This is a genomic window from Calothrix sp. FACHB-168, from assembly GCF_963889195.1.
Classification (GTDB): Bacteria; Cyanobacteriota; Cyanobacteriia; order Cyanobacteriales; family Nostocaceae; genus Aulosira; species Aulosira anomala_A.
Genome location: NZ_CAWPNJ010000017.1, coordinates 138,465 through 150,672, shown reverse-complemented (window position 1 = coordinate 150,672; position 12,208 = coordinate 138,465). Strand labels below are relative to the sequence as shown.

Sequence of the window (12,208 nt, the reverse complement as noted above, 5' to 3'; positions counted from 1 at the left end):
TCACTATTAAGTAACATATTAAAGATAACTGTTAAACCCTCAACCCTTGCCCATGTCTTGTGCATATCTGCTGGTATCTCACGGAAGTCGCGATCCCCGTCCGGAAATTGCTGTCCAGCAGTTGTTGGGGTTGATCCGGGAGCAAGCAAAAGAAGGTATCTTTGATAGTGCTTGTTTAGAATTGCAGCCGGAACCTTTGCATCAGCAGATTAAAAAATTTGCTGTCACTGCTTTAACTGCTGGGTGCGATCGCCTCGAGGTGATACCCTTATTTCTAGCGCCGGGAGTACATGCTATGAAAGATATTCCCGATGAAATAGCTTTAGCGCAACAAGCCCTTGGTGAAAATATGATTGTGGACTTACAACCATATATAGGCACTCATCCCAATTTAAAAAGCTTACTCGCCAAACAAATTTCGCAAAAAAATACAGCTTCATGGATTATTTTAGCACATGGTAGCCGTCGCCCTAGCTCGCAAGCGCAAGTAGAAGCAATAGCAGAAAATTTGGGTGCATTTGTCGCTTATTGGTCTATAGATCCGAGTTTAGAAGCAAAAGTCAAAGATTTGATTGCTGTTGGTAAAAGAGAAATTGCAATTTTGCCATACTTTTTATTCCCTGGTAGCATCACCGATGCGATCGCCCAATCCATAGACCAGTTAAAATTACAATTTCCCCTTGTAAATTTTTATTTAGCACCGCCCTTGGGTGCCAATACACAAGAATTAGCCCAGTTAATCTGGGATTTAATTAATACATGAACTCTACAGATACGCAGGAGAATAAGTTTTTGGGAAAAGTATATTTGTTAGGTGCGGGGCCTGGAGATCCAGGATTAATGACACTCAAAGGTAAAGGTCTGCTGGAATGCGCCGATGTGGTAATTTATGATGCATTGGTGAGTCCCGCAATTCTGGCGATGATTAATTCCCAAGCAGAACAAATCAATGCGGGTAAGCGGATGGGAAGACATTCGCTTTTACAAGAAGATACAACCAAGCTGCTAATTGAGAAAGCCCAGGAACACGCCATAGTTGTACGGCTAAAAGGTGGCGATCCGTTTATTTTTGGTCGCGGTGGCGAGGAAATGGCAGAATTGGTAGAAGCGGGAATTCCTGTAGAAGTTGTGCCGGGAATTACATCGGGTATTGCCGCCCCAGCCTATGCAGGGATACCCTTAACCCATAGATTATATAGTTCATCTGTAACTTTTGTGACTGGCCACGAGTCAGCAGGTAAGTATAGACCGAGCATTAATTGGAGTGCGATCGCTCAAGGTTCCGAAACCATTGTGATTTACATGGGGATTCACAATTTACCTTATATTGTCGAGCAATTGACCGCCGCAGGCTTAAGTTTAGATACCCCTATTGGTTTAGTCCGTTGGGGTACGCGCCCAGATCAAGAAGAATTAATTGGCAAAATCGGCACCATAGTCGAGCAAGTCGAAAACACCGGATTTGAAGCCCCCGCGATCGCTGTTATTGGCGCAGTCGTGAACATGCACAGTATTTTATCTGGCTGTCGTCCAACGTGAGGGCAGAGGAAGACTATTGTAGAGACGCGATTAATCGCGTCTCTACCCAATGCCCAATGCCCCATTCCCTATTGTTAAATTGTTACTATTCGTGGTACAATATAATTCCACCTGGTTGCTGATTGAATTGCCCTCAGTAAATCTTCAGGAGTGAAAGGCTTAGTTAAATAAACATCGGCACCTTGTTTCCTCGCCCATAAGTTATCAATTGCCTGATTTTTATTGCTACAGACAACTATTGGCACTTTTTGATGAGTTAAATGGATTTTCAAAAAGCGGCATAATTCAAAACCGCTTTTTGCTGGACTAACTACGTCGGTAACGATCGCATCTGGTTTTTCTTCTAACGCTATTTCTAAAGCCTCTTGAGCATGAGAAGCTTTAACAATGTTGTATCCCCCATCTTCGAGATAATGACTAATTACTTGCCATTCTCGCAGAGAATCTTTGATAATCAAAATTTTCCCAGCCCAAGTAATACTCAAACCTCAACCCCCTACAAAAATGTATTGGCTTGGTATCGTTATACTGCTGATTTAGAAATTACACCACTTGCTTACACCACTTGCTTATACCATGTGGTGAAAAATGGTTTTGAGTAAATCGCCTTGGGTAAAAGGTTTGGTTAAATAACCTGAGGCTTTCACCATTTTGGCTTTGGCTCTATCAATTAACCCGGTTTTTCCCGTCACCATGATTATAGGTATGTTTTTGAATTGTGAATGTTTTCGCAATAGCGAACATAACTCATACCCATCTAAATTAGGCATGGTAATGTCTAATAAAATTAAGTCTGGTTTGGTGCGGAGAATTTCCATTAAAGCTTTTAAGGAATCGGTGACACCAACCACAGAAAACATTTGCTCGTCCAAAAAGTTTTTGATGATATTCAAAACACTGGGGCTATCATCAATGCAAAAAATCGTGTATGTTTTTGTGTCGTTAATTGGAGGAGAAACTTGTTCCAAACTATGACCGCGATTGTGGGTATAATTGGGCATATAGTGCGGTCTTTCTGCTAACTGAGTCGTCGGGTAGTTGAGTGATGATGGTACTTTTACTCCAGGTTGGGATGGTTTTGGGCTAGTAAATGCCCCTGGTTTTGAGTGATGAGGTGATGATGTGACACGCCCAACAGAATCTCCCCGATATGTTTGACTATGTTCTACTAGTAAGCGCACATTTAAATGGCAGAATTTGGGTAAATCGTCTAAAAAACTTTCGGGAATAAATTCGTAACTACCTTCTTCTAGTTGTAAAAATGCTTCTAAAAATTCTCTGGCTAATTGTTCAATCAAAATTCCCGCATGGGTAGGAGTAATATATTTTTGATTGACTAACCAACAAATAGCTAAATAATCAGGATTGGGTATGGCTTGGTTTTCAATTCCCGTTTCAAATATGGCGCGTAACTGCTCGTTAATTTTGGGGGGAATCGTGGGAATTTGTTTACTTAAACGCTGCAAATTCCGATAAAGCGGCTCAAACATCTTTTCGGAATAGGAAGCATATATGAGTTTACCTTCATCTATATATATTGACCAAGAACCTGATTGAGTAAATACTTGTAAGCATCCGCTAACAGACTTATTAGTTATTTTCTTTAAAAGCGATAGGGGCTGAATCTTTTGAAAAAACCGATATCTACTAATAGGAAGTGTCTTCATTGGGAACGGCTCTAATATAAAAGCAATATTTGCAGTTGAATTTTGTGGAAACCCTTTCTCAGCATTCCAGGGATAAAGTCACAAGCGCCTTCAGTTAAACATAGCGCTTGACTATTGCATGAGTGTAGGCAATTTGCCCAATCTCCAACTCCCCACTCCCTGTCACACTATAGTGCATTAGGCTGCACTCGTGCTGAAGTAAAACAGCCATGCGATCGCTCAGTAGCAAAATGGCTATACTTCTTGCTAGGAAATAGTATTCCAAAAATCAGCTTTACATTCTGTATCTTTGGCTAATCTCGCTCATATCGCGGTTACCCTAGCCTTGACAACTAAAGTACCACCTTCAGTCTCAAACCGATGACAGCGCTACTGCTGGAGGTTTTGACACTTTGAGATTACAGCTAATTTAGCCTTGGCTCTAACTCCTTTTAAACTCACCGTATTTATTGTAACTAAGTGAAGAACCAATTGCTGATCCGGCTTACGTAAGTGTCTGGGAATTTATAGTTGAGGCTGTCGATATTCCCTAGTTCTCTGTGGACTTTTGACAACCTTCGCCTTGATTTACAGAGCCATTTTCGTAAGTCGTAATGATTCGATCCCAGGGGGAGATTGTGGAGATTTTCTCTGTATTCTGGGATAAAATTATTACTTTTACAATAAATTACCACGAATTTAAACTTTACATTGATGTCGTTTACAGTCAACCGTCAACCGTCAACTGTCAACAAGAAATTAATTTCAGTAGCGCCTACAAGCAACGTTTTTTAGTTTCATCGATCCATAGGCTAATTTTAGAGATTAAAGGATATTTACATAGTAAGTAGCTGAAATATAGAATTTTTCAGCTAAATGGTAGATATTAATTAATTTGCTCAATAAAAACTAGGTTACTGCAAAACTTAGGCAGTGGGAAAGAAAATATATGAAATTTATGATAAGTCAATCTCGGAAATATGAAAAAAAATTTATTTAATCATTGCTATCGGACTCAGCAAAAATGTGCAGTAATTTATCATTTTTGATATTTGTCAGTTGTCAGTTGTCAGTTGTTAGTTGTCAATTGTCAGATGTAGGTTGGGTTGAGGCTTTGCGAAACCCAACATGAATTTCAGAAACTCAACATAGATGCATATGTTGGGTTTCCTTACGTCAACCCAACCTACATTTTTTTGCAACATTTTAGCCTTACCAAGCCACTACATAGATTCTAAGGCTTCAGCATGAATGAAAAAATGACAGGAGCAGGGCAATAAAATTTAGACCTAGAAATTATAGATAAATTACTAATATCTAAATGAGGGGTGAAGCACCTCATGGTTAAATATAATTTATTAGCTATAATTAAGGGCTGCAAAAAAGCTGTGGTTTGTTAAAATTAAATAGCTAAAACTTGACTAACAACAGTTCAAGACAGGGGAATTAATTTAGATAGATTGTGAGCGAATTTAATTTACAAGTTCAAGCCAACAGCGAACGCCTCGATCGCTACCTTTCGCAAGAATTACCTGATTTATCACGTTCCCGGATTCAACAGTTAATTGAGCAAGGTAACGTCCAACTTAATGGTACAGTTTGTACGTCCAAAAAAATCAATGTAAAAGTAGGCGATCGCATTTATTTAGAAATTCCCGAAGCCCAACCGCTAGAACTGCAAGCAGAAGCTATTGCTTTAGATATTCTCTATGAAGATGACCAAATTATCATTCTCAACAAACCCGCAGGTTTAGTTGTTCATCCTGCGCCCGGTCATCCTGATGGTACCTTAGTGAATGCTTTATTAGCCCATTGTCCCAACCTCCCTGGAATTGGGGGCGTACAGCGTCCGGGAATTGTCCATCGTTTAGACAAGGATACAACAGGCGCGATCGCGATCGCCAAAACAGATATCGCCTATCAACATTTGCAAGCCCAACTTCAAGCCAAAACAGCTAGACGGGAATATTTAGGCGTAGTTTACGGTGCGCCAAAAACCGAAAGTGGTACAATAGATTTACCCGTCGGTCGTAACCGCCAAGACCGCAAAAAAATGGCTGTAGTTCCCATTGAAGAAGGGGGACGTAATGCTGTCACCCATTGGCAAATTCAAGAAAGGCTGGGAAACTATACCTTAATTCACTTCCAACTCGAAACCGGACGCACCCATCAAATCCGCGTCCACAGCGCCAAGATAGGACACCCCATAGTAGGCGATTCTGTTTATGGTTCTGGTCGTTCCGTGGGTGTAAATTTACCAGGACAAGCCTTACATGCGTGGAAACTCAAGTTACAACATCCCCTCTCAGGAAACCTCATTGAAGTTACAGCACCCCCACCGCCAACATTTTTAAAGCTGCTGGAAGTTTTGCGCCGGCGTTCTGATATTGGGCATGGGGCATTGGGCATTGGGCATTGGGAATAGTTATTTTTCCGCCTTATCCCCTTTCCCTTGCAGATACTCAACCTCTCCCTGAAGATTCCTGCGGGCGGGTTGTTCGGCTGTTGTGTACATCAAGGGGGTAAAATAAATGCGATCGCGTTGTAAAAAGCGCTCTAATACTTGCTGGCGACCTACAATATACTCAGCTTCGGGAACCCATGCATATTCTTGGCGGATGGCTGTGGCGTATTCCTGATATTGTATTGGGTCAGCAGCTAATATTGCTAAATCTGCATCGAGTAAGACTTGGCTATCAACATCATCTGTCGCCGCTTGATGGTGTTTGGTATTGAGAATGAGATGTTTTATTTGGTCAATATTATTATTTGTTATTCCCAAAATAGGCAATAATTCACCAGCGTATTCTGCGCTTTTTTCTTCATTATCTTTAGCCTGAGTGTCATAAATTATATCGTGAAACCAAGCAGCAAACTCTACAGATTGTCTGTCTTTAACATAGGTTTTTAAATTATCAATAGTAATGAGAATGTGTAGAAGATGTTTGCATGTATGGTAGTAACGGTCAGGAGTAGAATAGGCTGTGATTATGTCATTAAATATTTGATTAGCAGCTATTTGATTAAATGGTAAATGTTTAATTGTTTCTTGCCAGCGAGACGATAAAATATCGTGTAAATTTTCTTGGTGCATAGCTTCTCATAACCATCGGGAAAATATACAACTTTTCTTGTGGGGTGGGCGTCTCGCCCGCCCATAGACAAAGGTTGGATGTCAACCTTACAAAATTTGATAATTTATTTCTAGGAAAGCCTTAAATTCTTCCCCACATATTTATACCAATTCATATCATATTGGCGACACATCAATGTATTTTAGAGGGCATGGCAATGCAATCTACGCATTCTGCTTTTAAATTAGTATTTTTCAATTGATAATGGTAGCGAATTAAAAAATTTCTCGCGCTGACACGAAAGAACGCCCGCAGGCTCAAAGCCTGGGGCTAACGGTACGAAGCCCATATTCATGGGCTGAATTTTAGAGCCTGCTTGACAGGCTTTGTTCAATTAGCCGCACCCTTATAGGGTGACGGCGGTTTTTCGGGATAATTGGGAAATCTAGTTCTCGCGCTGACACGAAAGAACGCCCGCAGGCTCAAAGCCTGGGGCTAACGGTACGAAGCCCATATTCATGGGCTGAATTTTAGAGCCTGCTTTAACATTTTTTGTTCAATTAGCCGCACCCTTATAGGGTGACGGCGGTTTTTCGGGATCAGTGGGAAATCTAGTTCTCGCGTTGACACGAAAGAACGCCCGCAGGCTCAAAGCCTGGGGCTAAGGTTACGAAGCCCATGTTCATGGGCTGAATTTTAGAGCCTGTAAATACAGGCTTTGTTCAATTAGCCGCACCCTTATAGGGTGACGGCGGGATTTCGGGATCAGTGGGAAATCTAGTTCTCGCGCTGACACCAAAGAACGCCCGCAGGCTCAAAGCCTGGGGCTAAGGTTACGAAGCCCATGTTCATGGGCTGAATTTTAGAGCCTGCTTTAACATTTTTTGTTCAATTAGCCGCACCCTTATAGGGTGACGGCGGTATTTCGGGATAAGTCAGGAACTAAAGATATTGATTTTCATAAAGTAAATACCACTGCTATCTGTCAAAGTTAAATTTTTTAAATATGAGGACTAAAGTCCTCATTATGAATTATTTTCTCTTAGTATTTTTTACTTTTGAAAAGACAGAATCAAATAACGCAGTATTCCTAAACGACTAATGATTTCAGTCACAAAAGTAGAATTTGCTGATTCTGGATTTCCTGTTTCCGTTTGCAGTCGTCTTAGCAGTGGATAAGTAGGTATAGTATTGGTAGTAATGTCTTCTTCAATGAGTGATTTAAAGCCTGTATTTTTAGCTAGTTGACGGTAATCAGAAAGGGTAAAAGTACTATCAACTTGTCCGTAGGTATTACCAATTACTGGGCGCAGTACTTTTCCGCCAATCTTCATCAGGGGACTGACAAAGTCTTGGGGGACAAAGTCACATATAGCGAGTTTTCCGCCTGGTTTGAGAACTCGCCACGCTTCCTGGAAAAAACGCTCCCGGCTGGGAAAATGGAAGATACATTCCACAGCTAAGACTAAATCAAAGGAATTATCGGCAAAACTTAGCTGACAAGCATCTCCTTGGACAAATTTTATCTGGTTGTGGTTGCGAGGTTTAACTTGATCTCTCGCTCTTTCGAGTTGGCGATTGTCAATATTTACACCAGTTAACTCTAAATGATGGAAGCGATCGCTTAAACTGGCAATAGTCCCCCCAAAGCCACAACCACAATCTAAAATACTTTGTCCATGCGCAGCACCGCCAGCATCGCAGACTCTTCTGGTTAAATTTTCTGCGGCGGTAGCAAAGTCATCAATGGAACCATCTGCTAATGCAGGATTCGCCCAATAACCCCAGTGTACATGTAAACCAAAAGCTTTGATAACTTCTGTATTTCCTTTACCGATGTCTGCCAATAACTGGTCAAAATAAGGTAGATCCACCTGCTGATTGTTAATCATGTAATTTTTCTCTAACTCTCCCCAATTTCTACCACGATTGGGTAGCATATCTGTTTGGCGATTGTGGAAGTGAACTTTACACTCTGGAAATATGGTGAGTACAAAATCTAAGAGTCAAAATAGAATACAGAGGCTTGGAATAACAAGCTTTACCTGGAATTAGGAGTTTACTATCCGTGGTATTACAAGTACAAACCAGCACTTACGAAGCTAAAACCCAAGAAATTGCTAAACAACTTCTTGAAGTTACCCAAGAAAATCGCTCGTTTTTTGCTTCCTTGCGCGATCAAATGCGCTGGGATGATAAATTACTAGGCTGGGCGATGAGCAATCCAGGTTTACGGGTGCAATTGTTTCGCTTTATCGATACATTACCGGCTTTACGCAGCAAACCGGAAATTGCTGCCCATTTACAAGAATATTTAGGGGATGAATCTGTAGAATTACCCGCAGCTTTAAAGGGAATGCTGAATTTTGCTAACCCTGATTCTATGCCGGGACAAGTCGCAGCTACAACAGTTGCAACAGCAGTAGAAACTCTCGCCCATAAATATATTGCTGGGGAAAATATTACACAAGTTATCAAAACCGTTGAACGGTTACGTAAAGATAAAATGGCTTTCACCATTGATTTACTTGGTGAAGCGGTAATTACGGAAACAGAAGCTAAATCTTACTTAGAACGCTATTCAGAATTAATTACCCAATTGGTAGCTGCTGCGCAAAATTGGAAAACAATTCCCGCAATTGATGAAGCGGATGGGGAACAGCTAGCAAAAGTCCAGGTTTCTGTAAAGTTAACGGCGTTTTATTCCCAATTCGATCCTTTAGATGCTCTTGGTAGCGAGGCGAGAGTTAGCGATCGCATTCGGACTCTTTTACGTCATGCTAAAGAATTAGGCGCGGCTGTCCATTTTGATATGGAACAGTATGCTTATAAAGATATAACTCTTCACATCCTGAAAAATTTATTAATGGAGGAAGAGTTTAGACAAAGAACAGATATTGGCATTACCATCCAAGCATATTTACGCGATAGCGAGCAAGATGCGAGAGATGTTATTGCTTGGTTGAAACAGCGCGGTTATCCGTTAACTATTCGTTTAGTTAAAGGCGCATATTGGGATCAGGAAACTATTAAAGCTGCGCAAAAACATTGGCCTCAGCCTGTATATAATGACAAAGCTGCTAGCGATGCTAATTTTGAGGCAATAACTCAGCTATTGCTAGAGAATCATCAATATGTGTATGCTGCCATTGGTAGTCATAATGTGCGATCGCAAGCTAGAGCAATTGCCATAGCCGAAAGTTTAAAAGTTCCCCGCCGTTGTTTTGAAATGCAAGTTCTCTACGGTATGGGCGATAAACTGGCGAAGGCTTTGGTGGATAAGGGTTACCGAGTTCGCGTTTATTGTCCCTACGGTGATTTATTACCGGGGATGGCTTATTTAATTCGGCGGTTGTTGGAAAATACGGCGAATAGTTCGTTTTTACGGCAAAATTTGGAGAATAGACCTGTTGAGGAATTAATAGCACCGCCAGCAGCTAAATTATCTCCGCAAAACCCTAAAGAATATAGTTCAGGATTTGTGGGTGCGGCGGATACTGATTATGCAGAAGAGGAAGAGAGAAAGAAATCCTCTGCGGCTTTTGCTGCGGTTCACCAGCAGTTAGGTAAGACATATTTACCGTTGATTAATGGTGAGTATACTAACACTTCGATATTTATTGATTCTCTCAATCCTTCTAATTTTAGTCAGGTAATTGGTAAGGTTGGACTCATCAGTATTGAACAAGCTGAACAGGCGATGAAAGCAGCGAAGGCGGCTTTTCCTGCTTGGCGGAAAACACCAGCGAAGCAACGCGCGGATATTTTACGCAAAGCTGGTGATTTAATGGAACAACGACGCGCTGAACTTTCGGCTTGGATTGTGTTGGAAGTTGGCAAGCCGGTAAAGGAAGCAGATGCAGAAGTTTCCGAGGCGATAGACTTTTGTAAGTACTACGCCGATGAAATGGAACGGTTGGATAAAGGGGTAAATTATGATGTTTCGGGAGAAACCAACCGTTATCTTTACCAACCACGGGGAATTGCGGTAGTAATTTCGCCTTGGAACTTCCCTTTAGCGATCGCCTGTGGTATGACTGTAGCAGCCTTAGTTGCTGGTAATTGTACTCTCCTCAAACCTGCGGAAACATCTTCAGTAATTACCGCCAAACTCACAGAAATTTTAGTAGAAGCGGGGATTCCCCAAGGTGTTTATCAATATGTACCCGGTAAAGGTTCCCAAGTTGGTGCATATTTGGTAAATCATCCCGATACCCATGTCATTGCTTTTACTGGCTCTCAAGAAGTAGGCTGTAGAATATACGCAGAAGCATCTATCCTTAAACCCGGTCAAAAGCACATGAAACGGGTAATTGCCGAGATGGGTGGGAAGAATGCCATCATTGTTGATGAAAGTGCTGATTTAGACCAAGCTGTTGTCGGGGTAGTGCAATCAGCCTTTGGTTATAGCGGACAAAAATGTTCTGCTTGTTCTAGAGTAATTGTCCTAGAATCAATTTACGATAGCTTTGTGGAAAGGTTAGTAGAAGCCACAAAATCGCTAAATATTGGCGAAACCGAGTTACCAGGTACCCAAGTCGGCCCGGTAATTGATGCCAACGCCCGCGATCGCATTCGCGAGTATATTGAAAAAGGTAAATCAGAAGCAAAATTAGCTTTAGAGTTACCAGCACCAGAACAAGGATATTTTATCGGCCCCGTTATCTTTAGCGAAGTCCCTCCCAATGGGATAATTGCTCAACAGGAAATATTCGGCCCTGTACTCGCTGTAATTCGCGTCAAAAACTTTGAGGAAGCATTAGCCGTAGCTAACGGTACTAACTATGCTTTAACTGGGGGACTGTATTCGCGTACCCCATCCCACATCCAGCAAGCACAGCAAGAATTTGAAGTCGGGAATTTATACATTAACCGTACCATCACAGGTGCGATCGTTGCTCGTCAACCCTTTGGTGGCTTCAATCTTTCTGGCGTTGGTTCTAAAGCAGGCGGCCCCGACTACCTGCTACAATTCCTAGAACCCCGCACCATCACAGAAAACATTCAACGCCAAGGTTTCGCACCCATCGAAGGCGCAGATTAAATTGAGCCATTCCCCTACTAAGCTTTAGTTATATCGCTCTCTCGGTGCTGTTTATTATCTATTCACAGCCTATACTGAGAGAGCTTTTTTACAACATACCCGACTTTTCAAACATAGCACTTATGATTATTGTGTTGATTTAGCTTGTATTCTCTTTTGAAATTCAATTACAGCTTGTTCTTCTGTGCTAACTACAACCCTACCCGGTTTTGCTCGCATAATAGCAAGGTAGTGCTGAAAAGCGTCTTCATCTTCCGGATGTTGTTTAACATAATTTCTTAGTTCAACTTCTGTTAATTGTTGATAGTTAATATCACTCATTGAATTATTTCCTCGCCATTAGTCAAAATTTCTACTTGAATTTCTTCACCTATTAAAACAACGATTCGCTGTGAGCGTGTATCGTATCTTGTTAACTCAATTGACCTTAATAAATTACTTGCCCGTACACATATACGAAAAAAGGTTTTTAATTGTTCTGTCGTAGGCACTGATTTTTAATTTTCCTCTTTATTACTGGTATCTCCTCCACGGGTTTCACCTAACAATTCAGTATCATTAGATATTAAACCTTTTTCTTTTGCTAATTTAAAAAAGTGAGTTTCTATATATCTGTTAACACTAGTATTCTCATTTCTAGCCAGTGTTTTAAGGGCATCTATAACGACTTCATCAAGCCGATAACCTACTGGTTTTCTTTTTCGACTCATAAACTTGAATAGGGCTACCATTTTTACAACTTCTTTGTATAATCATACATTTGCTTGACTTCTGCTAACCGATTGTAACTCATAAACACAGCAATAGCATAGCTGTTGCTATATTATTGCTTAGTCAGTAACTCCATAACATATAAGTTATGTTTATAGCAACAGCATTGTAATTGCTAGCGATTCGAGCTATCT

General features: G+C 41.0%; 11 protein-coding genes. 4 read left to right on the top strand and 7 right to left on the bottom strand.

Annotated elements, in window-relative coordinates; genetic code table 11:
• Positions 1 to 52: 52 nt before the first annotated feature.
• Both AACW45_RS10030 and cobA read left to right on the top strand, forming a co-directional pair.
• Positions 53 to 763, top strand: a complete 711-nt coding sequence (locus AACW45_RS10030; RefSeq protein WP_190632839.1) for a sirohydrochlorin chelatase — start codon at positions 53 to 55, stop codon at positions 761 to 763.
• A complete protein-coding gene (cobA, locus tag AACW45_RS10025) occupies positions 760 to 1,539 on the top strand; it encodes a uroporphyrinogen-III C-methyltransferase (RefSeq protein ID WP_190632838.1) in 780 nt (259 codons plus the stop codon). The genes AACW45_RS10030 and cobA overlap by 4 nt, the downstream gene beginning before the upstream one ends.
• Positions 1,540 to 1,613: 74 nt before the next feature.
• On the opposite strand, the gene AACW45_RS10020 is transcribed toward cobA, so the two are convergent.
• Both AACW45_RS10020 and AACW45_RS10015 read right to left on the bottom strand, forming a co-directional pair.
• Positions 1,614 to 2,024: a response regulator gene (locus AACW45_RS10020; RefSeq protein WP_190632837.1), complete on the bottom strand. Its 411-nt coding sequence runs from the start codon at positions 2,022 to 2,024 to the stop codon at positions 1,614 to 1,616.
• Between the two features lie 84 nt (positions 2,025 to 2,108).
• Positions 2,109 to 3,206 carry a response regulator gene (locus AACW45_RS10015; RefSeq protein WP_190632836.1) on the bottom strand — a complete coding sequence of 366 codons (1,098 nt, stop codon included), beginning with the start codon at positions 3,204 to 3,206 and terminating at the stop codon, positions 2,109 to 2,111.
• 1,438 nt (positions 3,207 to 4,644) lie between these two features.
• Here AACW45_RS10015 and AACW45_RS10010 point away from each other — a divergent pair.
• A complete protein-coding gene (locus tag AACW45_RS10010; RefSeq protein ID WP_190632859.1) occupies positions 4,645 to 5,610 on the top strand; it encodes an RluA family pseudouridine synthase in 966 nt (321 codons plus the stop codon).
• On the opposite strand, the gene AACW45_RS10005 is transcribed toward AACW45_RS10010, so the two are convergent.
• Together AACW45_RS10005 and AACW45_RS10000 are read right to left on the bottom strand one after the other, a co-directional pair.
• Entirely contained in the window at positions 5,611 to 6,279 is a 669-nt protein-coding gene (locus AACW45_RS10005) for an HD domain-containing protein (protein WP_190632835.1), read from the bottom strand. It lies immediately after the preceding gene.
• 1,032 nt (positions 6,280 to 7,311) lie between these two features.
• Positions 7,312 to 8,199: a class I SAM-dependent methyltransferase gene (locus tag AACW45_RS10000; protein ID WP_242045498.1), complete on the bottom strand. Its 888-nt coding sequence runs from the start codon at positions 8,197 to 8,199 to the stop codon at positions 7,312 to 7,314.
• Between the two features lie 128 nt (positions 8,200 to 8,327).
• On the opposite strand from AACW45_RS10000, the gene pruA reads away from it, so the two are divergent.
• On the top strand, positions 8,328 to 11,303 hold the full coding sequence (pruA, locus tag AACW45_RS09995; protein WP_190632834.1) for an L-glutamate gamma-semialdehyde dehydrogenase: 2,976 nt from the start codon (positions 8,328 to 8,330) through the stop codon (positions 11,301 to 11,303).
• Between the two features lie 126 nt (positions 11,304 to 11,429).
• Here the strand turns inward: pruA and AACW45_RS09990 are convergent, their stop codons facing one another.
• The 3 genes from AACW45_RS09990 to AACW45_RS09985 are packed head-to-tail and all read right to left on the bottom strand — an operon-like array spanning position 11,430 to position 12,013.
• The gene (locus AACW45_RS09990) at positions 11,430 to 11,624 is read right to left on the bottom strand and encodes a DUF6887 family protein (RefSeq protein ID WP_190632833.1); all 195 of its coding nucleotides are present in this window, start codon (positions 11,622 to 11,624) and stop codon (positions 11,430 to 11,432) included.
• On the bottom strand, positions 11,621 to 11,794 hold the full coding sequence (locus tag AACW45_RS38400; RefSeq protein ID WP_373462020.1) for a DUF6888 family protein: 174 nt from the start codon (positions 11,792 to 11,794) through the stop codon (positions 11,621 to 11,623). Before AACW45_RS38400 ends, AACW45_RS09990 begins: the two co-directional genes overlap by 4 nt.
• Positions 11,795 to 11,800: 6 nt before the next feature.
• On the bottom strand, positions 11,801 to 12,013 hold the full coding sequence (locus AACW45_RS09985) for a hypothetical protein (RefSeq protein WP_190632832.1): 213 nt from the start codon (positions 12,011 to 12,013) through the stop codon (positions 11,801 to 11,803).
• Positions 12,014 to 12,208: the final 195 nt, after the last annotated feature.